Below are 24,065 nucleotides of genomic sequence, written 5' to 3' on the forward strand. Positions count from 1 at the left end.
GAGAAGCATGATCGATACACGATTGCGGAGGTTGCGGCGCAGGCTCGACCGGGTCTACAGCAGACGTGGGTTCGAGCGCGAGACCGCGGTCATCATCCTCAAGTCGGCGGTGGCCGCGACGCTCGCCTACGTGGTGGCCTACCTTCTGGGCGCGTCCACCCAGATCGGCTTCGCGCCCTTCACCGCCCTCCTGGTCGTCCGGCCCAGCGTGTACGGGTCGGTGCTCCAGTCCGGTCGGTACGTGGCCGCGGTGTTCGCGGGCGCCCTGGTCGCCGGGCTCACCGGCCTCACCGTCGGTGCCACCGTCTGGTCGTTCGCCCTGGTCGTCCTGGTGGCGCTGGCCTTCGGGCAGGTGCGGTTCTTCGGTGAACAGGGGACCCAGATCCCGGTGGTCGCGGCCTTCGCCCTGGCCGGCGGCACCGCCACCGATGCCCAGGATCTGGGCTCCCTCCTGTCGATGGTCTGCGTGGGCGCGGTCTGCGCCCTGCTCACCAACGTCTTCTTGGCCCCGGCGATCAGGTTCAAGGACGCCGAGAACGCCGTGCTGGACTTCGCGTCGAGCCTACGTTCCCTCACGGGCGAGATCGCCGACGGTCTGTCCAAGGGCAAGGACGGGCTGGACCTGGACCAATGGAGCGACGCCGCCGAGGGGCTCGACGGGGTCGTGAGCAACGCGTTGGAATCCGTACGCAGGCAGGAGGACCGGTTCCGGCTCAACCCACGACGCCTCGTGGCCCCCCGGCGGATCCCGGACGGAGGTCTGGACGTCTATCGGGACTGGATCCAGGCGCTGAGCAGGTCCTCTCGTCACGTGCAGTCGCTGGTGCGGACACTGCGCACCACGGTGCGCGAGGGCTCCCGTTTCCCCGCGCCCGACGACGCCTTCCTTCGTGAGCTCGCGCCTCTGTTGGAGCGGGCCTCCGAGATCTTCCGGCTGGTCCACGACCAGGAGGAGCCGGAACATCGGGTCGTCTCCGAGGAGCTACGGTCCCTGATCGAGGACACGCTGCGCGGGGTGGACGAGAACCATGAGCAGGTGCGCGAGAGGTGGGACGACGCCTGCTGGCCCGTGTACAGCGCCCTGCTCACCGACACCGAACGTCTGCTGGAGGAGCTCCATCAGGGGTACGAGAACACCACCCGGGAAGGGGAACGCGGCGACCTCGAGTGAGGGTACGCGCGCGCAGAGTGGGCAGATCTGCGACATGACACGCATAGGAACGCGCATCCGGACGAAACGAAGTGCGACCGGCCCCCTCGCCGTTCTGGGATCCCTACTCCTGCTCACCGCCTGTTCCACCGACGAGGCGGTCACGACGGGCACGGGGGAGGGCACCGAAGGCGGGAGCACCTCGCTCGGTGAACCGAGCGACCTGGTCACCGACCTCGAAGTACCGTGGGGGATCGACTTCCTCCCCGACGGTTCGGCGCTGATCGCCCAACGCGACTCCGCGGAGGTCGCCCTGGTCGACCGAGAGGGGGAACGCTCGGAGGCGGGAACGGTCGAGGGGGTCTCGCCCCGAGGTGAGGGCGGACTGCTCGGACTGGCCGTGGACCCGGACTTCCCCGAGAACCCCCATGTCTACGTGTACTACACCGCCGCATCCGACAACCGGGTCGCCCGGGTCGACTACGACGAGGACACCGGGAGACTCGGCGAGGCCGAGGTGATCCTCGACGGTGTCCCGGCGGCCTCCACCCACAACGGGGGACGGATCGCCTTCGGCCCCGACGGCCACCTGTACGTCGCCACCGGTGACGCCCAGGACAGAGAGGCGGCCCAGGACACCGGTTCGCTCGCCGGGAAGATCCTGCGGATCACCACGGACGGGGAGGCCGCCCCCGGAAACCCGTTCGACGACCTCGTGTACACCTACGGGCACCGTAACGTCCAAGGCCTGGCCTGGGACGACGAGGAGAACCTGTACGCGATCGAGTTCGGTCAGGACACCCTGGACGAGGTCAACCTGATCGAACCGGGGAACAACTACGGCTGGCCGGTGGTCGAGGGTCCCGGTGGCGGTGACGAGTACACCGACCCGCTGCTCACCTGGGAACCGTCCGAGGCCTCTCCGAGCGGGGCGGCGGTCGCCGGCGACTCGCTCTGGGTCGCGGCCCTGCGCGGTCAACGCCTCTGGGAGGTGCCCCTCACCGGAGACGGGACGGTCGGCGAACCCCGCGACCACCTCGTCGGGGAGTACGGACGCCTGCGCACCGTCGTGGCCACCCCCGAGGGCGACGGCCTGTGGGTGACCACCAGCAACCGGGACTCCCGAGGCACGCCCGCCGAGGGCGACGACCGTGTCCTGGGAGTACCCCTGGAATGAGGCGGAGACCGAAGGGCGGCGAGGTCAGAGCAGGCCGCGTGAGACGACCTCCTCGGTGAGGACGCGTCGGATCTCCTCGTCCTCGCCCAGGTGGCCGCGGTGCCCGGAGTCCTCGCGCAGCCGGGAACGTATCGCGGCCACGACCTCGTCGCTCACCAGGGATTCGGCCAGGGGCGCGGCCTCGACCGCCTCCCGCCAACGGCGCAGCGCCTCCAGACGTTCGTGCTCCACCGACTCGCGTGTCATGTGGAACAGTCCGTCGACGGCGCGGTCGTAGCCCTCCTCGTCGAGGATGTCGACGTCGATGATCGGGATCGGGGTGTGACCGTCACCGTCGGGACGCAGGTGATAGGCCCGCCAGACCCGACCGTTGGTCAGGAAGACCCACTCCGCGCCCCGCTCGGCCGCCAGGCGCCGCGACATCTGGATGTTGCGCAGGTCCAGTTCCTGCCCGATCCGACGAACGTCGATGGGGGCGAAGAGCTCGCCCTCCAGGACGATCGCGTAGTCGATCGAGTCGCCGCTGGTGCGGAACTCGGTGGTCAGGTCCTGGTATTTGCTGAAGTTCAGCCCGACATCGAAGAAGTCGGCGACGAGCAGTCGTGTGTCACCGTCGTTTGCGTCGCGTTCCACCAGCTCGGTGAGAGGGCCGCGGAACCGGTCGACGGCGGCGGCCACACGCCCCCGGACCTGGGTCTCCCAACTCGTGGTGATGGTGAACTCAGCGGTCCTGGCCATGACCTGGGTCTCTTCAGCGTCCATGCCGTCCGTTTCCGTGTCCCGGGGTCGATCCGTCGCACGGCTCCCGCCGGCTCCGGAGGCCGGGGGCACGCGGACGGGGGAGAATCGTCCCCGATGCTACCCCTCCGAGCCGTGATCCCCACCTTTCAGGGGCTTGCCGGAACCGGCCCCGACGACGGTGTTTCGTGACGGGCCCAGATCGAGGACGGTGTCGCAGGCGTCGCGCACGCGTTCGTCGTGCGTGGCGATGACCACCGCGCGGCCCTCTCGGCTCATCCGGTGGAGAAGCTCCACGACCGCGCCGGTGTTGCCCTCGTCCAGGGCCCCGGTCGGTTCGTCCGCCAGTACCAGGGACGGGTCCTTGACCAGGAGACGGGCCAGGGCGACACGTTGACGCTCGCCCCCGGACAGGTGGTGCGTCCGCTCTCGTGCGCGTCCGGCCATACCGACCCGCTCCAACGCCCGCTCGTGATCCAGGCCCGAACCCCGCCGGCGGGCGATGTCGAGGTTGGCTCGGACGGTGGCGTTCTCGACCAGGGCGTAGTCCTGGAACAGGTAGCCGAGGTGGTCGCGGCGGAACCGGCGCCGCCGTCCGGGGCCGGCCCGGGTCAGGTCGGTGCCCTCGAACAGGATCCGCCCGGAGTCGGGTTCGTCCAACAGCCCCATGCAGTTGAGCAGGGTGGTCTTGCCCGACCCGCTGGCACCGACCAGGGCGAGTGTTCGCCCCGCCTCGACGGCGAGATCCAGGTCCTTCCACAGGACACGGGAGCCGTGGGACCTGCTGAGAGCTTCCAGGGTGATCATGTCGTTCCCTCGGGTCGGGTCAGGCCTGGGAGGAGCCTTCGCGGACGATGCGTCGGTGGAAGAGGAGGAGGGTGCCCAGGGTGAGGGCGAGTGAGAGCAGGACGATGCCCACCGCGTGGAGCGGTCCGGCGCCTCCGTCGGGTGCCGAGAGAGGTGCGAGGTCGTGCGGTCCGGCACCGGTACGGAGGGCATCGAGGACGGTCCAGCCCACGAAACCCAGCGCGATCGCCGTTTCGACCGCCAACAGGCGTCGGTGCGTGGTGAGGAAGGAGTGGCCGCAGAGGTGCCGGGCGAAGATCCTCTGCGCGTGGACGCGGACGTGGACGACGCACGCGGCCATGGCGGTCAACAGCAGGATCGCGCCCGCTCCGACCAGGTTGAGCAGGGAGTCGCGCAGGATCCCCGACGTGAGGTCGTACGTCCTGTGCGCGCTGGTGGCCAGCGTCTCGACCATGGAGATGTAGCGGGCCGCCCACGGGTCCCCGGAACGGAACGTCTCCACCACGTCCGGGTCGGGGAAGATCGTCTGCCGGGCGGACATGTGGTCGACGTAGCCGCTGTCGGAGAGCACCCTTCCGGCGGGCAGCACGACGAGGACCGGGTCCTCCACCAGGGGGCTCGTACCACCGAGACGTTCCTGCGCCCCGTAGACGAATACGCTCCGATCGTCGGCGAGGGGCGCCGTCTCGATCCTCGGTGGCTCCCGACCCTCCTCGCCGTTCATGGCGAGCCAACCGGCCGCCCCTTGGCGCAGGTCCGCCTCGTGCTCGAGAGCCGGACCGGGCAGGAGCAGCCGCACGCTCTCGTCCGGGCCGTAACGCTCTCCGGTGGGGGACAGGACCTCCTCCGCGCGTAGATAGCCGTCGTTGACCACGAGGATCGGGGTGTCCATGACGGGAGGGTCCGTCCCGACGGGGAGGAACTCCCCGGGGGAGAGGAGCACGGACAACACCATGTCCCCGGTGACGTCGACCCGCCGCAGCCACGGACCGAGCAACCCGTCGACCGCCTCCGCGTCGGCCCAGCCGTAGTCGGCGCTGAGCGCGGGGCGCGAGGTGTCGCCGTACCTCTCATAGACCTCCAGCCCCGAACGCTGGTCGCGGACACTCTGCGCGGTCGAGACCACGGTGCCCAGGACGACCAGCGTCAGCACCAGGGCGGGGATCCGTACCGCGTTGATCGCCACGAGGGCGCCGAGGACGGGGAGTCTTCCCTCCAGAGCGGGCAGGATCCCGACCGTCCGCGATAGGGCGAGCGCGCAGGCGTGCACCACCAGGCACGGCAGGGTGAACACGACGAGGAACAGCACCGTGAGGCGGGCGTGGAAGCCGAACTGGTTCCCCCCGTTGTAGAACCACAGCAGGATCAGGGTGAGGACGGCCGTCACCGGGAGGACGACGGCCCACAGGCGGGCGATCCGGACCAGTTCGGAAAGCAGTACGCGCGTTCGCGACCACCCGTGCAACCGCTTGACGGCGTGCTCACGTGAGCCGAGCAGTACCCCGGCGCCGGTGGCCGTCATGGTGCCGAGCAGCGCGATCACCACGAGGTGGAGCAGGGGGCCGCCGGAGAAGAAATGCCACAGCCGGGTCGTCCGTGTGCCCGGAGCCTCGTGGAGACCGTGCTCGGCCAAGGCCGCGCGCAGGGCCGGTTCGGCCTCAGGGGCTCCGAACAACAGGTAGTAGCCGTTGGGGCCGACCCGGCCGAAGTCGGTGATGGGGTGGGTCTGGACGGTGAAGCCTCGGCCGAAGGACGGGTAGCCGTCGCGCAGCCAGTCGGCGTAGCGGGAGTCGGGGTCGGAGACGGCCAGGTACATGTGGGCCTTCGAGGAGGGTTCGTCCACGTCGAGGACGCTGTAGCCGATCGCGGCCCCATGGGCGTCGGCGACCTCTTGGACGGTCCGCGCGACCTCGTCCGTCGCGTGGGTGCCGTCGTTCTCGGTGATCCAGATCAGTTCGGCGTCGTCGAGTACGTAGATGGTCCGTTCGGCGGTGGCGGCCAGGAGGAAGGCGACGAGTACGGCGAACACGACGCACGCCGTGTAGGCGAAGGAGAGGGTCCGGTCGGGCACCTGGCGGTCCTGTTCATGGGGGCGGGAGGGGGTCGAGGGCCGCGGATGCCTCCGTGATCAGCAGCCGTTACGCCAGTACTGCTGATTGTTGGCCAGGGCGCGGGAGGCCTCGGCCCGGGCCCAGGTGCCGGCCGGGGCGCCGACACGTTCGGTATGGGTGCCCACGGCGGTGGCCCCGTGACAGTTCTTCGGATGGTGGTAGTGCGAGCGGACCAGGCCCTGGCCGGGGACGCCGGTGAGGCTGCGCTCCCATACCCCGCCTCCGACATGGGAGCGTGCCGCGTGCGCGGTGCCTACGGAGCCCGCGGTGATCCCCGCGGTGACGAGTACGGCGATGACGAGACGTTCGAGGGTGGACACGGAGGTACCCCTTCGCGGGTCAGCAGTGGTTACGCCAGTAGGTCTGGTTGTTGGCGTTGGCCCTGGGGGCGACGGCGTGCGCCCAGCGGCCGGGTTGTTCGTCGACGCGGACGGTACGGGTGCCCACGGCGGTGGCCCCGTGGCAGGCGGTGCCGTGGAGATAGCGGGAGTAGACCGTGCCGGCGCCGGGGGCTCCGGTGACCCCGCGGCTCCATTCCCCACCCCCGATGAGGGAATAGGCGGCGTGGGCGGTTCCGGAGACCCCCATGAGGGTTCCGATGGAGAGAAGGAGAACGAGGAGGAGGTTCTCGAGATTTTTCACGGCGTCCCTTTTCGGTTCAACAACCGTTGCGGTAGTACGACTGGTTATTGGTCCAGGCCTTGGGGGCTCCCGCGTGGGAGGTGCGTCCGGGCTCGGTGTTCCGGGAACGGTCCGTGTAGGTGCCCACGGCGGTGGAGCCGTGGCAGTTGTACGGGTGGTGATAGTTCGAGTAGACGCTGGTCTCCGTGACACCGTGATGCCAGGTTCCGCCTCCGATGGAGGTGGCGGCGAGGGCGGCGCCCATGGCGCCGGCGAGGGCTCCGGTGGTGAGGAGGGCCGTGATCGACCCTCCGAGGACACTCCTCCTCATGGCGGTCTTCCTTCCGTGATGGTCGCCTGTGGAATCGTGCGAGAAGGTGTGAAAGGGGACCGTCGATGAGGACCCCTTCTCGCCCTCCCTTGAAAACCAGTCTTGCCATGGATTTTCGCTACTTCTCTTTTCTGGCCGTATGCGGCCAGAATCAAAAAGCGGGTCCGTGTTCAAGGTAAAAGCGGCGAGTGAAAAGGGGTTAATCATCGCGAAAACAGGAATTTCTGGGCAGAGGGCGTCGATCTGAGCAGCACTCAGGGAAGGCGTCCAACGGCCCCGGAGAGGGAAGGACGACCACGAGCATCCGCCCGATGCACCGGTCGGGTACGACGCCCCTCACCCCGGTAAGAGAAAGCGGGCAACGGTCGGAGGGCCCGCGCTCCAAGGCACGGGCCCTCCGAGGAGAGAGGTCAGCCCTCGTCGCCGTTCAGTCGTTGGATGAAGGCACGGTATTCGCGCAGGGCCAGCCGGAGCGTCTCGGTATCGGCCTTCTCGTCGCCGTCCCAGGCGGCGCGGAGTGCCGCTCGTCGCCGCTCCAACGCGGTGACCAGGGCCTCGGTGATCTCCGCGGCCAGAGCGTCGGCCTCCAGCACGGACTCTCCGGGACCGTCGACGAAGCCGCCCTGGATCTCTCGCCAACGCCTCCGGACCTCTGCCGCGTCCATCCCGTGCGGCCGGAGAGATCGGGAGCCGGTGGAGTCGGGTGCGGGGGTTCTCCGATCGTCGGCCCGTTCACCTTCACGAGGACGGGTCGCCTCCTTCGATCCGGGCCGAGGACTCTCGTCGTCCCGGACCGCACTCGTGGGTCGCTCCACCGTTTCCGCCTCCCGCTCCACTCCGGTGTCCCGTGGCCCTCGGCTCTCGGACGGAGCGGAAGGGTCCGTTCTCTGCCCGGGCACACGAGGTTCCCGAGCGCGCAGGGTCCAACGGACCTCACGCCGCTCCGGCGCCGTCTGATCGGTATCGTCGAAACCGCTCAATCCGCCTCCTCGATCCGCTCTCCGCGCGATGCGTCTCCTGTGGTCGGCAGGCCTCCGAGCAGGGCGTCGGCCAGCCCCCGGTAGGCGATCAGCACCTCACGGAGGTTCTCGGTGCGCTCCCGGTCGTCCATGGTCGGACGCCCGGCCGCGTGGGCCCGCCGGAGGACGGCCACGGCCTCCGGATGGTCCACGGACAAGGCTCTGGCCACGCGTTCGAACCCCGCGTCGTCATCGGTTCCAGAGGGGAGGCCCGGGTACCCGAGGTCCGTCATGATGGTCTCGACCAGACCTCGGGCGTCGCGCGCGGCGCCGACCGGATCGTCCACGAAACCCTGCTGGATCACGGACCAGGTGTCTCCGTGGTCCCGTCTCTCCTCGTCGGAGAGGGGCCGCGGGGAGAACCCCCTCCTCCGGTCCAGACGTGCGGAGAGGTCACGCTCGGCCTCCGCGAGGTCCCCGTGGGCTCGGACGGCGTGGTCGTACTCCGCGCCGAAACGCTCCCTGAGCCGTGCGGTCCGCCGGGCGGGAAGGAGCCTGCGCGCGAGGAGGAACGCGGCTCCTCCGGCGAGGACGACCAGGACGGATATCACGACGATGATGACGGTCTGGGTCTCCACGGGGGGTACCTCCTGCGACCTTCTCTGCCCCCGGGCCCCCGCGCGAAACGCCGCTCAACTGGGGTTACGGCGTTTGCGCTGGTGAACGGGGTGTGGTGGCGGACGGTCGCTTCGCGTGTTCGTGACCAGCCGATTCTCCGGTGAGGGTGCGGGGCGTCCGGGGTCGCGAACCCCGCCTGCCCCACGTGACACTCCGGGTTCTAGGGTGACCACGGATCACACCCCCGGCGTGAGAGATCCCCGTGCCCCGGCCCGTCCACACGATCGTCGCCTGGGCCCGTCCCGACCGGAGAACGACGAAGCGACCATGAGGAGGGAACGGATGGAGAAGAGCGCGATGGGGTCTCGACGAGGTGCCCTGATCATCGACACCGACATCGGGGGCGACGCCGATGACGCCATAGCGGTCGCGGCGGCGGCCCGCCACGTCCCCGACCTGGCCCTGATCCTCACCTCGGACGAGACCACGGGGGATCAAGGGGAGGGAGGCCGGGCCAGGTTCGCCCGGCACCTGCTGAACGAGATCGGTCGAGCCGACGTTCCGGTCGTCGCCGGAGCCGCGCTCTCGCCCACCCGCCACCACTGCGTCGAAGACCTCGTCCCCGACACGATCCCGCCCCAGGACACCGACGTCGTGGCCGCGGTCCGCGCGATCGCCGCCACCCGCCCCGGTCCGATCCGCTGGGTGGGAATGGGGCCTCTGAGCAACCTCGCCCTCCTGCTCGAACGGGCCCCCGAGGTCGCCCCGAGACTCCGGGTCACCCAGATGGGCGGAGCCCTGCGCTACCGAGCGCCCGAACGCGCCGAACACAACTTCCGGCTCGACGTGGCCGCGGTCCACACGGTCTTCGGGGCCACCGCCGACGGACGCCTGGAACCCCCGGAGTTCGTCACCTCCGAGATCACGTTCGTCCCCGACACCGAGATCGCCGCCGACCATCCTCTGTACCGTGCGCTGAGCGCGCCGAACACCCCCGCCTGGGCGTCCCTACTGGTCGACCACCTCGACCGATGGTTCGCCGGGTTCCACCCGTCCACCAGGCAGCACGACGCCCTGACCCTGAGCGTCGCCCTGGGGGAGCCCTTCGTGGACTTCACCCCCATGCCCTTGACCGTGGACGCCATCGGTCGCACCACCGAGGCCGAGCGGGGGACCCCGGTGCGCGTCAGCGCGTCCGCCGATTACCGCGCCTTCATGTCCTGGCTGTACACACGGCTCGACCCCGCCGGAGAACCGGTCGGGGCCGAGCGATGGTAGTGGGCGATCACCCCGAGGGGAGGCGGGAGCCGAGTTTCAGCTCGAGGCCTCCTTCGAGGGCCTCGGCCGCCGTGACGGTCCAGACCCGTTCGTCGACCGGGGTCCCCCGTTTCGTGGAATAGCCCTCCACGATGAGTTCCCAGGAGCCGTCGCCCGGCTCATGGAACAGGTGCGCGCTCGACCAGGAGCCGTCGGAGAACTCCAAGGCGAACACCTCCGGCATGTGTTCGAGTCTCTCTCCGGAGGTCTCGAGCCACAACCGGGCCCCGGGGAAGAGGTGGCTGTATCCGACGTATGCGGTGATGGAGAGGGTCATGGCGTGGCCCTCCTTCCCGAAGAACTCACCAGCGTGGTCTCTTCCACGGTTGTTCCCCCCGAAGCCGCACCTGAACGTCCCGGACCAGGGCATATGGCACGATCTCCGGGCGAGAACCTCTGTGATCCCCGTTCCGCCGCAGGCCTCGGTGCGGCCTCACGTCCGGGGCGGGTCGGTGGCGCGCAACTCCTCGTTGATGCGCCGGGCCTCCTCCAGCTGGTCCTCGAGGATGATGATGCGGCAGGCGGATTCGATCGGCGTACCCTCGTCCACGAGTTCGCGGGCACGGGCGGCGATCTTGAGCTGGTAGCGGGAGTAGCGGCGATGGCCGCCCTCCGAACGCAGGGGTTCGATCAGTTTGGCCTGGCCTAGGGCGCGTAGGAAGGCCGGCGTGGCGCCGATCATCTCCGCCGCTGCGCCCACGGTGTAAGCGGGATAGTCGTCATCGTCGAACCGATTACCGGTCTCGGGACGGGGCAAGTGCGTGTCCTTCTTCTCCTGAACGCACGTCGAGGGCCCCAGTGCCGTACGGCACCGGGGCCCGAGAGTTCAATACCACCTACCGGTCGCTGCCGGTCTTCCGCTTCCCGAGGTAAAGCCGAAACGGGATCGCGGGGATCGCGGTTGTGTGACCGTGGACCACCTTCTTCCGAATCAGGGGCCTGCGGTACCCGAGCGGAACCTCTCCTCGCCCGGGCGATCCTGATGGCATCTACTCCTCTCGCTTCTCACTTCGTGCGTTACTTTCGACTGCGGTCCTACCGGCTCCCGACGCCTGACAACCGTGCGCCGGTCGAGCCCTACCGCGTACTTCTCCTGCTGTGGTCCCCCCTGTGCGAGCGAGAGACCGGTACTACCGGCCCCGGTGTCTTGAAGCACGTGCACACCGTCGAGCCGTCCTGCTCTCCACCGGCGTATCCGGTGGTCAAGCCGTGTATCTCTGTGGCTACGACAGAAAATATACCGGGGCGGAAGGTCTATGTCTACTGTGGCCGCTGTAGGTTTTCGGTTCTCGTCGAGACCGGTTCTCCGTTGGTCCGGCCTGCCCGGGGCGCCGACCCCTCCCGGGTCCGCCCCGTTTCGTGCGCACGGTCGACGAAGGGGAGTGCCGTTCGTGATCCACTCGGCTTCGTCGGCGGGGGCGACCGGAACACGTCCGGCGAGCAACTCGTCCAGACGTTCGTCACGACCCCGTCGGGCATCGATGGCACCGCCATGGCCGAGGGCTACAGATCAGGCTCTTCGCTGGAAGACGAGATCTGCTGACGATCCCGGGAACGAACTCGATGGAGCACGTACAGGGCGACCCAGCCCACCACGTTCATCGCCCACACGATCGTGAACATCCACATTTGGAACGGCACCATGATGTCGGGATCCAGCCAGAGCATTACGGCTCCGGCCATGGTGAGGAGGACACTCACAGCCAGAAACCAAGGTCGTGACGCCCAAGAGAAAGACATGAGGTGGGGGCTCCCGCTCTGTGGTCAGGTGTGGCACCGATGTCGGCTCCTAACGGTAAGGCGCCGCGGGCCGAACGACTCGCGTGAACCCTGGCCCAAGAGACGGTACGGCGACCGGAGCGGGACCCCGTGAACGCGAAAGGCCAGGGTCCGAGTCGCCTCGAACTACCTGGCCTTGTGTGTCGTGGAGCGGATGACGGGAATCGAACCCGCGTTATCAGTTTGGGAAGCCGAGAACGCCTCTGGTGGCTGACCTTGCGACTCGCCTACCTGCGTTGACGTGATCTGGCTGCCCGCGAGTCCCCGTGGTTCCCCGCAGTTGCCCGCACCGTGTGGCACGTGTGTGGCATGCCTCGGACGGGATGAGCTGGATTCCCGGAACCGGGTCCGTTCGCGTTTTCGTGCTCCACCGCCCCAGTAACCCCGGCGGTGCTTAACCACGGGTTTGGTCCCGCATGGGTTCTGGCGCGATCGGTCTGTACTCCCGCACGTCCTGTGCCGCGCCAGGTTCCATGTGGGCCCGGGGGGGGCCAGGGGGCGCGAGCCCCTTGGTACCACTGGTCCTTGACCGACTCCGTCGCTCGTGTGGGGTTGCTGCGTGGAACTGGGACGGTGTGGCTGCCGACCGTGCGAGGGACCGGGCGTGAGCCCGCAGCCCGAGCCGGGCGGCGAGCCGCCGCGACGGCGCTTGCGCCGTCGCCTTGACCCCATACAGCCTTATTCGGCAATCCGCAACAAAAACTTTTCGTTTCTTTTAGGTGAGATTGAACCCGTTTCGCTTGCATGGACACCACTTGACAAGCATATCGTGCCAGAATGAGCCATCTGCCTTGACATACACGCACAGTCGTACTAGTGTTCGATGTGGCCGGTTCCAAAAATCGGCCCTCATCTGAGGTAAAGTTCTAGGAACCGATGATGGGAGGCCCCCCTTGGAACCCGAGTCCTGGCCTGAGCCGATCTGCCACGTTGGAGCGGCAGCAGAAGAACGGCTGCGGCAGCTCGATGTCACGCCTGAAGAGCTTTGGCGCGCACTTCATGAAGGCCTCGCTGAAGCACGTACGTGTACGGAGCTGGACGGGGATGCCACGGCTGGTTTCCTTATGTGGTCCCGGAGCAATCGAAACTTCCGGGAACAGAAGATCGCACAAGGATGGGGATTCAGTAACCGCAACCAGATCTTGCGCTGCATCCACCCTTCCTATGATTTTGCAATCACCGTCATGAGCGGCTCGGGCAGAATCGGGGAATCTCGCGCCAAAAACGGCGAGATCAAGGCAAAGAACCCCAAAGGCAAAGCCATCAAGAAGATGCTGGAATACAATCAGCTTCCTCTTTTCAGAGTTTCCGGAATCGAAGATCGGTCCCCGGCTGTCGATCTGGTTCCAACGTGGTTCCTTCTTTTCAAGAGAGAAAAGGGGGAGATTCGCTGCGAATTGTCGATGCCTGTCGAGATGACAGGAGGCTACGTTGACAAATTCAGCGAGAGAATTCTCGTCAGTTTGCCCGAAGAGGGATTCCCGAACGGGATTCACGATGACCTCGACAAGCCTGACGATTCTCCGGAGTCGCCCGAGGTTCAGGTTGAGTTCCGCCGTGCAGTCTAGACTTTAAGAAGCAGGAGTGCCAAAGTCATGTTGACGCCCACACGTTTGGTTCTAGCAAGAAAAATGCGTCGCATGACTTTGGCACGTCTTGCTGAAATGTCTGGCATTTCTTCTCGGAGCATCACAGCTTATGAGAATGGCAGCAAGGTCCCTACGCCAGCAACTCTGCAGATTCTAGCTGAAGCACTTTCCGTGCCAACTGGTTTCCTTACAGCGCCCGATGCAGAGAATATCCCCACCGAGGCAATTAGCTTCAGGGCCCTCTCCAAGATGAGCGCCTCAGAGAGGGAATCCGCCCGGTCAGTAAGCGACATTTGCATCGAGATTAATGCTTGGCTAGAAGACAGGTTTAACCTTCCTCAGCCTTCCCTTCCCACGCTTCCAAGAGTCCCTCCTGAAGAGGCTGCATTTCGAGTAAGGTCGGCCTGGGGCCTGGGAGAAGCGCCGATACCAAATATGATTCACTTGTTGGAATCAAAAGGCATACGGGTATTTTCTCTACCTGCCAACTGTGAATCAGTCGATGCTTTCTCTTTCTCATCTTCATCTGGCGCAAAGTTCGTTGTGCTTTCGCAAAAAAAAAGCAGCGAGCGAAGCAGGTTCGACGCCGCGCATGAACTTGGTCATTTGATAATGCACTCGGAGCACAGGATCCCCAGTGGCCCCAACGCCGAACAAGAGGCCAATCGCTTCGCTAGTGCATTCCTGATGCCACGGTCAGGGATCTTGGCCCAAATGTTGCGCAATGCAGATTCTGAGCGAATAATACGCGCAAAGAAAAAATGGGGAGTTTCAGCACTTGCCCTAGCGTATCGCTTGAAGGATTTGGAGCTGGCTTCTGAATGGTCTTACCGATCGTCAGTTAAACGCCTTTCGCAACTTGGATACCGGTCTGCAGAGCCAGGGGGGATACCGAGAGAAACTTCTCAACTCCTCCAAAAGGTGATGTCGGCGTTGCGCCAAGAGGGTATCCGCCTTGGAGAAATGGCAGAAGATGTCAATTTGCATGAAACAGAGATCCATAAATATTTCTTCGGACTAGTCCCACTCCCTGTCCAGGGATCAGGAGAGTCAACATCATCGAAGAGGGATCATCTTCGGCTCGTCTAAGGGCAGCCGTGGAAGACTGGAGAAGAATCCCAAACACCGTAGAAGCTACTCCGGTAAATTTTTGAAATTTCTGGATTCTCGTGCTTGTCAACAAGTACCAATGGAGACTTCGAAGCTGGAATTCCATATACATGATGATTGACGATTGCCTGACTCTCTGGCAGGAATATGGAGCTGTATAGAACTGTCGAATGAAGTCTAACTTCAATACCATCCGCAAGAGCCATTAACAGAAGCATCGAATTTCTGGCTCTTGCGGATATTGCTTCTCCCACGCCCTCTTCCTTGCCACGTTGCGCGAGTTTTTTTGACGCTGGGTCGCCCAGGAGGATTCGAGTTTTCACTCCGCTTCGTGCACGCTGCTCCAGTAACCCAAGAATTCCTGCGTCATCCGCCAAGAATAGACCGCTGTATACCAGTATGCCGATCTCTTTTTTCGCTGAACTGAACAGGTCCCACCACACTTCTCGTGGCACCTGCCAGCGATGCGCATAGACGCTCTGTACATGTTCTGATCTGGGGGCCTGGGCCGCAGCGGTCTGGTTTTCCTGCGCCCAAAGGTCGGCTTCGTTGGCCTGGAGAAGGTCGGCCAGTGCCCAACGGTGACGGGGGTAGGGGCGCTGCCCTGAGAACCAGCGGCGGACGGTCTTGGGGTCTACGCCGAGATGTGCAGCCACGTCGGTCTCGGTGAGTTGGGCTGCGGCCAGCGCCTTGCGCAGTGCAGCGTTCACGTCAGTGTCCTCCGGTGTGCGGGGACCCGACGATAACAGAAGACGTCCCTAGACCTCCCTCAAGTTGTCTGATGCGTGGTACACATGTCCGCTCACTCAGAGCATCGTTTCCGCATGTAAGCAGGCTCCGGCACGCCATTCGGCGTGGGTGTGAGCCTCACCTGACCTGAGCAGGGAGCACCACGTGGAACCAGACCTCACACCTGTGGACACGTGGACCGACCATGCCCCCGGTGAGTTGCCACCCGAAGACTCGGAACGTGGCTAGGCCAGTTGATCCGTCCTCGCCCATCCCGAAGACGCTATTGAAGACCTCTGGTCCGGAGGTCGAAGCAGCATGAGTGCGCGATACCTCAGCTCCTCAGCCCTGATGGCTGTCCGCTACTTGGCCTCGGAGGCACTGCGCCACCGCCGGCCTCGCAAGGCCTCCCGAGTGCGCACCTACATCAGTCCAAGAAGTTCGGCACTGACAGCAGGCTCCGGTTCGTTTCCCCATCCGGTGCTCCCTGCGGCTCCCACAGAGGGTCTCCTGCGGGCTGTCCTGGACGGCCTGCGCAGCCTGGAGGTCCCTTGATGCTGCCGCAGTGCTCCGAGAACGGTTTAGACGTACACGGATACCGCTGCACCTGTGTACTCGATCAGGGCCATGAAGGCGATCACCAGGACCGCAAGGGAGAGTGCTGGGAACCCCCACGGCTGACGTAGGCCCGGTTGAACCAGACCTGGGGTGCTACGCACCGGATCTCGTGGACAGGGTCGTTGTGGGTCGCCACCGCTCGCGCTCGAACCGCTCCTTGGCGCACCGAGATCGAACCCACTCCAGCGCAGCTGGAAGAGCGCCTGCGTACTCGAAGTATTCCTAGCCCCGTAGTTCCAACCCCTCGGAGGCCGACTTGATCGATCCCGATGACGCACCCCTGACGGCTGAGGAGGTGGCGGCTGTGGAGCGTCAGGGACGCTACATGGCCTGGCAGACCGAACAGGACGCACGGCACCCGCGCCATACCCGCCTCTCAAGCCCTGAGGCCGCCGATGGCAGCCCGAGCACGTGAGCGAGTTACTGCCGATGTTGTCTGCGGACGATGCCTGCGGACCTCAGCCCAGACGCCAGACACATGGCTCTGGTCGTAACCAGGGGATCAGCACGGACTTCAGAGGCTTACTAAGAAGCTCACGCCCATGCAGGGCGACTTGCATGCATGCAACTTGAGGACGTTGAATTTGCGGTGCATGCACGCACACCACGAAGCTCCCCTGTGAGGCGTGTGCATAGTAGCTCGCCAGATTCCATCCAGGAGGAACACGCTTGAGTCCGCGCACCCCCTGGGGGACGTACCACCAGATCGCAGACGCCCTGCGTTCCCGCATCACCAGCGGGGACCTGGCGCCGGGTGACGCGCTCCCCTCCGAGGCCGCTCTCGGCCAGGAGTTCGGGGTGGCTCGCACGACGGTGCGCCGGGCTCTGGCTGAACTGGAGTCGGAGCGTCTGATCAGGGCGCTTCCGGGGACAGGGCGCGTCGTGTGCACCGTCGAGGAACGCAAGAGCCCTTCGGGCGACGGAACCCCGCTTGCCCAGTACCGGCGCATCGCCGCGGAACTCCGGGAGAAGATCGCCGGCGGTGACCTCTCCCTGGGGGATGCCCTGCCCAGTGAGGCCGCCTTGGTGCGCGAGTACGGCGTCTCCCGCGGGACGGCGCGGCAAGCCCTGTCCGAGCTGGAAGGGACCGGGCTTGTCGTCGCCGTTCACGGGAAAGGCCGGTTCGTTCAAGGGTCGGAAAAACCCACAGGCTAGCCTGGTACATGTGGGACATGTTCACTGGGCGCGGGAGCTCGCGCGAGAACTGCTCGAAGGACCGCTTCCCCGTCGCTGGGCTCATTCCCAGGGGGTAGCCGAACAGGCACGGTCTCTGCGGTCAGTGCTCAAGGAACATGCCGACCTGGTGGAGTCCTCCGCCTGGCTGCACGACATCGGATACTCACCCGACCTGGCGATCACGGGTTTTCACCCGCTCGACGGGGCCCGCTACCTACGCGACGTCCAAGAGGCGGACGAACTCCTCGTGTCCTTGGTGGCCTACCACTCCTGTGCGGTGGTGGAGGCCGAGGAACGTGGGCTGCTAGAGGTGCTCAAGGAGGAGTTCGCTCCGCCTCCGGGCGACCTGTTGGACGCGCTCACCTACTCGGACATGACCACCGGTCCGGATGGAACCCACGTACCAGTGGAGCAACGGTTGTCGGAGATCCTGGACCGCTACCCGCCTGAGCATCTGGTGCACCGCTCCATCTCTCGAGCTTCACCGCTGTTGACGGCCTCGGTCTACTCGGTGCAACAGCGTCTCGGTGAAGCGGACTGAACCCACTCGTTCATGATCGCAACAACGATAAAGATCGACTTCTATGCACTTATCGCCAATAAGTACATTGAGTTACACAATCCCCTTGAAGCCTCCTTCCTGTCACACCTCACCTTCTTTGCGCTGCACTTCGATCTGAAAACTGCTGTACGCTAAGAGAAAGCGTGCCTGACAGGTAAACGACGTAGGTTCAAACCTTTCGTTGCCCCGCGCACGCGGGGATGGTCCTCTACGGCGTTTTCCGTCCATTGTGCTCCCCGCGCACGCGGGGATGAGGTGCACCTCGCCTGGATTGCACTATTTTGAGAATGTTGCGTATTGCAGCAAAAAGCGGCCTCTCGTGGCGTCGAGAGGCCGCTTAAAACCCTGCTTCATGAAACGGAGAGGCAAAGGTGATGGCCATCGTAGTGCAGAGTGAGGGGATTCGCCATGTCAGTGCGAACCTGAGTGAGCCAACTGAGTGGCTCGGGCACCTGTTGGCCTTTGGGTCGCCGTCGATCGTTGTCACCCTTCTGGTGGTAGCTGTACTGCTCATCCTGGGTGTCGTGTACCCGGCCGTATGGTCGGGACGCCCTGAGCGGCGCCGCTCGGCGGAGAGGGTCCTAAATCTTCTTCGAGGTTTCCCTGGGAAGAGGTAGGCCCATGCCATAGTCGCCAGCACCACTACATGGGCCCACATCTGGCGACTATGGCGCCCTGATCCTCCTACCCGATGTGGGCGGGGCCTCCGCTGAGGAACTGATCCACGCGCAGGCGCATGGACCGGTCCATCCGGTACCCGGTCAGCTCGGCCTTGGGTACCCAGACGACTTCTTTGGACTCGTCACTCGGGGTGGGCTCACCCGCCAGCGGCCGGGCGGTGAACACCAACGAGAACTCCTGGCGGGCCTCGCCGTCGCTGGTGTAGAAGATGATGTGCTTCGGGTCGCTGTAGATCCCTGCGATGCCGGTGATCTCGCACGTCACCCCGGTCTCTTCCAGGGTCTCGCGTACCGCGGCCTGGGGCACGGACTCGCCCAGGTCCACCGCGCCTCCGGGGACCGCCCAGTTGTCGTTGTCGGTGCGCCGAATCATCAGGACCTCGTCGCGCTCGTTGACCACGAACACGTTCACCGAGGGGACGAGGCTGTTGGCCGCCGGGGCCTGGGGGTCGTCGTAGTAGTCAATCCGCTTGCCCATGGGTGCGGCCTTCCTCAGTCGAGCGGGGTCGCGAGCTGCCAGACCTTCTCGTAGCTCTCCAGGTAGGTATTCACCATGCCCCCACCGGGGATCTTGCGCAGGTGGAACACCGGGGCCTCTGAGGCCATAGCGCCATAGACGTGGGTGTTGACGATCACCTGGTCATCGGCCTGGTAGATCGAGTTGTACAGCGTCGTCCCGTGTAGACGGAACTCGACGCCCTCCACCTGGCGCAATCCCCGATAGAGCACGATCACGTTCCTGATCTTGGCGGCGAGCAACTCGTCCAGGCCTTCGTCACGACCTCGTTGGGCGACGGCCTCGCTGTCGGGATCGCCCAGCATGATCCGTACTCGGACTCCGGCCTTGGCCTTGTCCGCCAACAGTTTGAGCATGCCCGGGTCGTCGGCCAGGAAGAATCCGCTGAACACCAGGATCGAGATCTCCTGCCGCGCCTCGGAGAACAGGCGCTTCCACAGGTCGGTGGGCACGCTCCACCGATGCGGGTAGATCTCGACGATCTCGCTCTGCGACGCGGCCTTGTGCTGCTCGGGAGGCAACGCCTCCGGCCACAGATAGTTCTCCTCCACACCCAGGTAGGCCGCGGCCGCGTACCGGTGCCGTCGGTAGGGAGTGCGCCCTTGGGTGATCCAACGCTCCACGCTCTTGGCGTCCACGCCGATGTGTCGGGCGAGATCGGCCGGGGTGGCAGCACGCTGGAGCAGCGCGGCTCGCAACCTCTCGTTCGCCATGGACCTCGGGGTTCGTTAGGACGTGTGGGGACGCGCTCACAGTATCGAGACGTCCTGAACACGTCCAGCCATGTAGTGATCCTGTCCCGGCCCTTCGGGCCACATTGGAACCGTACCGAGAACCTGCCCAGGTAGGGCGGGGAGAAGCCGGAGCGGACAGCGGGCATCCGGTGAACCTCGACCAATAAATTCGATACATGCTATACATGTATCGAATTCTGATCAGAGTGACCTCATCGGCTCGGGATCACCGCTCTGAACTGCACGAACAATGAGAAAAGGCTGGTCAGATGGCTATTCAGGGTGCGTTGCCGATCGAGTTCGGCACGGTCTTCCCCCACGGTGCGTTCGCGCTCGGAGTCGAGGCGATCACCGACTTCGAGACCAAACGCCCTCAAACGGACAAGGACTCCGGGCTTCCGCTGTGGGCGGTGGACGTGATCGACGCCGATCCGGAAGCACGAGGCAAGGCCAAGTCAGTGAAGGTCAAGGTCGCCGCCGACGTGTGCCCGTCCCTGCCGGACGAGGTCCCGGGCCTACCGTTCCGCCCGATCGAGTTCGAGGCGATGGCGGTCATGCCCTACATCGACGACTCCGGTCGCCGACCTCGGGTGGCCTATTCCTTGCGGGCTCGGGGCGTGAAGGCTCCCGGCCCTTCGGGACGCAAGACCCCGCTCAAGGACGCCGCCTGACCTGACGAAAGCGGGGCGGCCTGGTGCTCCAACACCTAGCCGCCCCTGAACCCCCTGCTGGACTGCGAAATCTCAGAAGAGGTGCCCCCAGTATGTCCGAGAAGCGAACCGATCTGTCCTACCTGACCGGGCCCGAACTGGTCCGGATCCTCCTGGCCGAGTACGACAAGTCCCGCACCACCCCGCAGGAACGAGCGGAGTTCTTCGACTTCAAGTCCCGTGTCTTCGCCGCGATCGCCATGCGTGACGGCAACCCCGACGCCGCCCGATTCGCCGCCTGCGCCAAAGCCGATTCCGACCTTTTGTGGGCCGAGGTCGCTGCGGCGGAGGCTCTGAACGGTGGTGTTCGGTGATGACCCGCCAACCCAGGATCGGGGCCTCTCAGTCCTCGCCGACCCTCCCGACCCCGGCGCAAGGCGTGCGGTGGACGACCCCGATCGTGGAGACCCCCGGCATCGTCGTGCTGGGGTCGTGGATCTACCGGTTCGTGCGGCTCCTGGTGCTGCTGCCGTTCCGTTTCCCTGTCATGGTCGCCTCGACGGTGACCGTCTCCCTCTGCTGGTGGTATTCGGGGTGGGCCGGTCTGGCCGTGCTCGCTTGTGGGGTCTCGGTGGTTTCCCTCATCTGGTGGCGGACCTGGCCCGACTCCTACCGGTACTGCGTCACTTGGCGGTTGTTGGCGTGGTGGCGGTACCTGGCCGTGTATCGGCGTCACTGGCAACCGGTGCTGGTCATCTCCGGGTTGGCCGAGTCCTACCAGGAACACCGTTACCTTCCGCGTATCCGCCGGGTCGCCTGCAACGCCCGTGCCGACTACGTCCGTGTCTCGCTGGTGGCCGGCACCTCACCGACCGACTTCGAACACCGGGTGGTGGAGTTGGCGCACGGGTTCGCCGCTCCCTCCTGCCGTGTGACGGTCAACGGACCCCGTGACATCACGTTGGAGTTCCCCCGGCACGACACCTTGGCCGAACCCCTCGACGCCTTCCCGATGACCCACCACGTGGAACTCGGCGCGCTCCCGGTCGGCAAGCGCGAGGACGGCACCCTGTGGAAGCTCCGCCTGCACAACACTCACGTGCTCATCGTCGGTGTCACCGGGGCCGGAAAGGGCTCCGTGCTCTGGTCGGCGATCCGCGCCATGCTCCCCGCTCTCTCCGAAGGCACGGCACAGGTATGGGCGATCGACCCCAAACGCATGGAGCTGGCCTACGGGCGCGAGTTGTTCACCCACTACGCCGACACCGGGGAATCCGCGGTGGAACTCCTCGAACACGCCGTATCCCAGATGCAAGAACGTGCCGAACGCTACGCCGGTAAGCAGCGCTCGCACATCCCCACCACGGCTGATCCGTTCGTGGTCGTGGTCCTGGACGAGGTCGCGTTCCTGACCGCCTACCACCCTGCCCGGGACATCCGTCGCCGCTCGGAGAACGCCATCGCCACCCTCACATCTCAGGGGCGCTCGGTCGGCTTCTGCGTCCTGGCCGCGCTCCAGGATCCCCGGAAGGAGGTCATGAACCTGCGCAACCTCTTCCCGGACAAGATCGTCCTGCGCCTGGATGAGGCATCACAAGTGGACATGGTCCTCGGGGAGGGAGCGAGAGAACGCGGGGCCGAGGCGCACCTGATCGACCCCACCCTTCCCGGGGTGGCCTACGTCCGTCTGGAGACCTCACCGTCCCCGGTACGGGTGCGGGCCACGTTCATCTCCGATGAGGACATCACCGCGATGGTGGACGGCTATACGGGGGGCTCTTCATCAGTGGGAGATGTTGCCTGATGTGCCCGATACTCCCGCAATTCGTGCAGGTAGGAACGCCCGTCACGGATCGTGTACCAGCCGAAGAGAAGGAACACCAGGGGCAGCACCGACCACGCGGGACTCTGCCAACTCCACAACCACCAGCCCAACGGTGGGATGGCCACCATGCACCCGACCCAATGGAAAAGCAGACCAGGTCTAGGCGCTTGTGGACTCATGCTCTGAACGGTTCCTCTTCTTCGGTTGTGGAGGTGATCTGATGCCGACTCCTACCGGTAAGTCCACCTGGGCCGAACGACTCGCGCAACCCTTGGCCCGTGAGGTGGCCGAACAGGTCGCCGCCGACCATGGTGTGTGTATCCGGCCGGTCTCTCTTCGGCGTACCGACATCGGGACCGGTCGGACCGAGGTGATCGACGTCCCGTGCGGCTCCACTCTGGAATCGCGCTGTCCGGCGTGCGCGAAGAGGAAGCGGTCCCTGCGCCGCTCCCAGTGCGAAGAGGGCTGGCACCTGACCACCGAACCCGTGGTGGAACCCGACCCGCCTACCGAAGAACAACAAGGGTGGGTGGAGCAGCGGGCCATGGTCACCGCCGAACGCGATCGCCTGGCCGCTACCGGGACGGCTGATCCCGAACAGCTCGCCACCCTGGATGCCGCTATCGCGGATCTGGACGAGGAGATCACCGCTTCCGGGCTCCGTGGTTCGGTCACCCGCTCCGCTTCGGCGACCTCGGGGCCGCGTCGGGTGCGCTCCACCAAACGCCGCCAGGACGTTCCCGACCTGCCCAGACGGCCGATGACGAGGAAGACGGTCGGTCGTGCGTTCACCGATCCTTCCTCGGGAAAGGTGTTCCGCCCTTCTCTGTTCCTGACGCTCACCCTCGCCTCGTACGGGCGAGTGTTCTCGGACGGTACCCCCGTCGATCCCTCCACGTACGACTACCGCCGGGCCGCACGGGACACCCTGCACTTCTCCAAGCTCATCGACCGGTTCGTGCAGAACCTGCGTCGCGTCGCCGGGTTCGACGTCCAGTACTTCGCCTCGGTGGAACCCCAACGCCGGTTGGCTCCTCACCTGCACATGGCCACGCGCGGCACCCTGCCCCGGGCCGAACTGCGTCAGATCGCCGCCGCCACCTATCACCAGGTGTGGTGGCCCAACGCCGACACGGTTCGCTTCGAGGGTGACCATCTGCCGGTCTGGGACGAGACTGCGGGGACCTTTCTCGATCCCGGGACGGGGGAGATCCTGCCCACCTGGGATGAGGCTTTGGACGAGATCGACGCCGATCCCGATCCTGAACCCTTCCACGTGGTCCGCTTCGGAAGGCAGGTGGACGCCAAGGGGGTCGTGGCCGGAACCGAGGACGCCGCTCGGTGTGTGCGTTACCTGGCCAAGTACCTGACCAAGGACATCGCCGACTGCCACGCCGCCGAGACCATCCGGCAGGAACAGCACGTGGATCGGCTCATGGAGACATTGCGGTTCGAACCCTGTTCACCGCGGTGCTCGAACTGGCTTCGCTACGGCATTCAGCCCCAAGACCCCAAAGCGGGCCTTCGTCCGGGGTTCTGCCGCTCCAAGGCCCATCGCCGCGAACACCTGGGGCTACGCGGGCCGCCGCGTCCTGGTCTCCCGCAAGTGGTCCGGCAAGACCCTGGCCGACCACAAGGCGGACCGCCTGGCCTGGGTCCTGGAAGCGCTTGGAATTAACGGCGTTAAGAGCGGACCCACCAACGAGGACCGGGGCAACAACGAACACCCGCGTCCCCCGGCCCTGACCTCGGTCGACTCCGGTGACTACGCCTGGGAACTCGCACGCCCCACCGACCCCGACGTGGCTCCCCGAGAACAACGCCTCCTCCGCGCGGTGGGCGAAGCCCTCAAACGCCGCGCCCAACTCGCCGCCGCACGAACCCCCGTCCCCTCGGCAACGGAAAGGGCTGCCTGATGACAAGCAAGAAGACCCGTCCGACCGGCCGTCTCCTGACCGTCGCGCAGGCGGCTGAACGCCTCAACACCTCCGAGCGCTACCCCCGTCGCCTGATCGAGGAGCGGCGCATCACCTTCGTCAAGATCGGCCGACACGTCCGCATCCCGGATTCGTGCCTGGACGAACTGATCGCCTCCGGGACGGTCGAACCCGTCCGCCTGTGGGCCGGAAGGGCGGCGTGATGGCGGGGGAGAGGAAGCGCGCGTTCGGCAACATCCGTCCCCTGGCCTCGGGGCGCTTCCAAGTCCGCTACCGGGGCCCCGACGGGCAGCTGAGGCCTGCCCCGATCACCTTCGAGACCAGGAAGGC

The 24,065-nt window shown here is 65.6% G+C and carries 25 protein-coding genes and 1 pseudogene; 12 read left to right on the forward strand and 14 right to left on the reverse strand.

Going from position 1 to position 24,065, the window contains the following annotated elements; all coding sequences use genetic code 11:
* Window positions 1–7 precede the first annotated feature (7 nt).
* Together U9J66_RS13705 and U9J66_RS13710 are read left to right on the forward strand one after the other, a co-directional pair.
* Window positions 8–1,171 (forward strand): FUSC family protein, encoded by a 1,164-nt coding sequence (locus U9J66_RS13705; protein WP_161111067.1) that lies wholly within the window; start codon window positions 8–10, stop codon window positions 1,169–1,171.
* A gap of 34 nt (window positions 1,172–1,205) precedes the next feature.
* On the forward strand, window positions 1,206–2,327 hold the full coding sequence (locus U9J66_RS13710) for a PQQ-dependent sugar dehydrogenase (protein WP_014913090.1): 1,122 nt from the start codon (window positions 1,206–1,208) through the stop codon (window positions 2,325–2,327).
* Window positions 2,328–2,351: 24 nt separating this feature from the next.
* On the opposite strand, the gene U9J66_RS13715 is transcribed toward U9J66_RS13710, so the two are convergent.
* The 8 genes from U9J66_RS13715 to U9J66_RS13750 all read right to left on the reverse strand — a co-directional run bounded on the left by U9J66_RS13715 (window position 2,352) and on the right by U9J66_RS13750 (window position 8,532).
* Window positions 2,352–3,089, reverse strand: a complete 738-nt coding sequence (locus U9J66_RS13715; RefSeq protein ID WP_017534437.1) for a hypothetical protein — start codon at window positions 3,087–3,089, stop codon at window positions 2,352–2,354.
* A 96-nt stretch (window positions 3,090–3,185) separates the two neighbouring features.
* Entirely contained in the window at window positions 3,186–3,872 is a 687-nt protein-coding gene (locus U9J66_RS13720; protein WP_017534438.1) for an ABC transporter ATP-binding protein, read from the reverse strand.
* 19 nt (window positions 3,873–3,891) lie between these two features.
* Window positions 3,892–5,943: a bacteriocin-associated integral membrane family protein gene (locus tag U9J66_RS13725; protein WP_326337865.1), complete on the reverse strand. Its 2,052-nt coding sequence runs from the start codon at window positions 5,941–5,943 to the stop codon at window positions 3,892–3,894.
* 57 nt (window positions 5,944–6,000) lie between these two features.
* Window positions 6,001–6,303, reverse strand: coding sequence for a lactococcin 972 family bacteriocin (locus U9J66_RS13730; protein ID WP_326337866.1), 303 nt, complete (start codon window positions 6,301–6,303; stop codon window positions 6,001–6,003).
* 19 nt (window positions 6,304–6,322) lie between these two features.
* Complete coding sequence (locus U9J66_RS13735; RefSeq protein ID WP_014912390.1) at window positions 6,323–6,625, reverse strand: lactococcin 972 family bacteriocin; 303 nt, start codon at window positions 6,623–6,625, stop codon at window positions 6,323–6,325.
* A gap of 16 nt (window positions 6,626–6,641) precedes the next feature.
* Complete coding sequence (locus tag U9J66_RS13740) at window positions 6,642–6,935, reverse strand: lactococcin 972 family bacteriocin (protein ID WP_017534441.1); 294 nt, start codon at window positions 6,933–6,935, stop codon at window positions 6,642–6,644.
* 410 nt (window positions 6,936–7,345) lie between these two features.
* Complete coding sequence (locus tag U9J66_RS13745; RefSeq protein ID WP_238543887.1) at window positions 7,346–7,600, reverse strand: hypothetical protein; 255 nt, start codon at window positions 7,598–7,600, stop codon at window positions 7,346–7,348.
* Window positions 7,601–7,911: 311 nt separating this feature from the next.
* Window positions 7,912–8,532, reverse strand: coding sequence for a hypothetical protein (locus U9J66_RS13750; RefSeq protein WP_326337867.1), 621 nt, complete (start codon window positions 8,530–8,532; stop codon window positions 7,912–7,914).
* A 337-nt stretch (window positions 8,533–8,869) separates the two neighbouring features.
* On the opposite strand from U9J66_RS13750, the gene U9J66_RS13755 reads away from it, so the two are divergent.
* Window positions 8,870–9,790: a nucleoside hydrolase gene (locus U9J66_RS13755; RefSeq protein ID WP_326337868.1), complete on the forward strand. Its 921-nt coding sequence runs from the start codon at window positions 8,870–8,872 to the stop codon at window positions 9,788–9,790.
* Between the two features lie 7 nt (window positions 9,791–9,797).
* Here the strand turns inward: U9J66_RS13755 and U9J66_RS13760 are convergent, their stop codons facing one another.
* The 3 genes from U9J66_RS13760 to U9J66_RS13770 form a co-directional block, all read right to left on the reverse strand.
* Window positions 9,798–10,106 (reverse strand): hypothetical protein, encoded by a 309-nt coding sequence (locus U9J66_RS13760; RefSeq protein ID WP_017534445.1) that lies wholly within the window; start codon window positions 10,104–10,106, stop codon window positions 9,798–9,800.
* Between the two features lie 156 nt (window positions 10,107–10,262).
* Window positions 10,263–10,586, reverse strand: a complete 324-nt coding sequence (locus tag U9J66_RS13765; protein ID WP_014911489.1) for a MerR family transcriptional regulator — start codon at window positions 10,584–10,586, stop codon at window positions 10,263–10,265.
* A 746-nt stretch (window positions 10,587–11,332) separates the two neighbouring features.
* Window positions 11,333–11,512, reverse strand: a complete 180-nt coding sequence (locus tag U9J66_RS13770) for a hypothetical protein (RefSeq protein WP_326337869.1) — start codon at window positions 11,510–11,512, stop codon at window positions 11,333–11,335.
* A gap of 989 nt (window positions 11,513–12,501) precedes the next feature.
* Between U9J66_RS13770 and U9J66_RS13775 the strand changes: the two genes are divergently transcribed.
* Together U9J66_RS13775 and U9J66_RS13780 are read left to right on the forward strand one after the other, a co-directional pair.
* On the forward strand, window positions 12,502–13,176 hold the full coding sequence (locus U9J66_RS13775) for a hypothetical protein (protein WP_326337870.1): 675 nt from the start codon (window positions 12,502–12,504) through the stop codon (window positions 13,174–13,176).
* 27 nt (window positions 13,177–13,203) lie between these two features.
* A complete protein-coding gene (locus U9J66_RS13780; RefSeq protein ID WP_326337871.1) occupies window positions 13,204–14,286 on the forward strand; it encodes a helix-turn-helix domain-containing protein in 1,083 nt (360 codons plus the stop codon).
* Here U9J66_RS13780 and U9J66_RS13785 read toward each other — a convergent pair.
* Window positions 14,283–15,017 carry an XRE family transcriptional regulator gene (locus U9J66_RS13785; RefSeq protein WP_326337872.1) on the reverse strand — a complete coding sequence of 245 codons (735 nt, stop codon included), beginning with the start codon at window positions 15,015–15,017 and terminating at the stop codon, window positions 14,283–14,285. The two genes, U9J66_RS13780 and U9J66_RS13785, sit on opposite strands and share 4 nt — an antisense overlap.
* 1,306 nt (window positions 15,018–16,323) lie before the next feature.
* Here U9J66_RS13785 and U9J66_RS13790 point away from each other — a divergent pair.
* Both U9J66_RS13790 and U9J66_RS13795 read left to right on the forward strand, forming a co-directional pair.
* On the forward strand, window positions 16,324–16,809 hold the full coding sequence (locus U9J66_RS13790) for a GntR family transcriptional regulator (protein ID WP_326337873.1): 486 nt from the start codon (window positions 16,324–16,326) through the stop codon (window positions 16,807–16,809).
* A gap of 10 nt (window positions 16,810–16,819) precedes the next feature.
* On the forward strand, window positions 16,820–17,371 hold the full coding sequence (locus U9J66_RS13795) for an HD domain-containing protein (protein ID WP_326337874.1): 552 nt from the start codon (window positions 16,820–16,822) through the stop codon (window positions 17,369–17,371).
* A 705-nt stretch (window positions 17,372–18,076) separates the two neighbouring features.
* Here U9J66_RS13795 and U9J66_RS13800 read toward each other — a convergent pair.
* Both U9J66_RS13800 and U9J66_RS13805 read right to left on the reverse strand, forming a co-directional pair.
* Window positions 18,077–18,550: an NUDIX hydrolase gene (locus U9J66_RS13800; RefSeq protein ID WP_326337875.1), complete on the reverse strand. Its 474-nt coding sequence runs from the start codon at window positions 18,548–18,550 to the stop codon at window positions 18,077–18,079.
* Window positions 18,551–18,564: 14 nt separating this feature from the next.
* Window positions 18,565–19,302: a DUF5919 domain-containing protein gene (locus U9J66_RS13805; RefSeq protein WP_326337877.1), complete on the reverse strand. Its 738-nt coding sequence runs from the start codon at window positions 19,300–19,302 to the stop codon at window positions 18,565–18,567.
* A 290-nt stretch (window positions 19,303–19,592) separates the two neighbouring features.
* Between U9J66_RS13805 and U9J66_RS13810 the strand changes: the two genes are divergently transcribed.
* The 5 genes and pseudogenes from U9J66_RS13810 to U9J66_RS13830 all read left to right on the forward strand — a co-directional run bounded on the left by U9J66_RS13810 (window position 19,593) and on the right by U9J66_RS13830 (window position 23,938).
* A complete protein-coding gene (locus U9J66_RS13810) occupies window positions 19,593–19,994 on the forward strand; it encodes a plasmid replication, integration and excision activator (protein WP_326337878.1) in 402 nt (133 codons plus the stop codon).
* A 92-nt stretch (window positions 19,995–20,086) separates the two neighbouring features.
* Entirely contained in the window at window positions 20,087–20,347 is a 261-nt protein-coding gene (locus U9J66_RS13815; protein ID WP_326337879.1) for a hypothetical protein, read from the forward strand.
* Window positions 20,347–21,777, forward strand: coding sequence for an FtsK/SpoIIIE domain-containing protein (locus tag U9J66_RS13820; RefSeq protein WP_326337881.1), 1,431 nt, complete (start codon window positions 20,347–20,349; stop codon window positions 21,775–21,777). Before U9J66_RS13815 ends, U9J66_RS13820 begins: the two co-directional genes overlap by 1 nt.
* Window positions 21,778–22,018: 241 nt before the next feature.
* A pseudogene (locus U9J66_RS13825) lies at window positions 22,019–23,714 on the forward strand (replication initiator).
* Window positions 23,714–23,938 carry an excisionase family DNA-binding protein gene (locus U9J66_RS13830; protein WP_326337882.1) on the forward strand — a complete coding sequence of 75 codons (225 nt, stop codon included), beginning with the start codon at window positions 23,714–23,716 and terminating at the stop codon, window positions 23,936–23,938. The pseudogene U9J66_RS13825 and the gene U9J66_RS13830 overlap by 1 nt, the downstream one beginning before the upstream one ends.
* Window positions 23,939–24,065 lie beyond the last annotated feature (127 nt).

Origin of the sequence: Nocardiopsis sp. LDBS1602 (assembly GCF_035818715.1) — a bacterium.
GTDB lineage: Bacteria > Actinomycetota > Actinomycetes > Streptosporangiales > Streptosporangiaceae > Nocardiopsis > Nocardiopsis alba.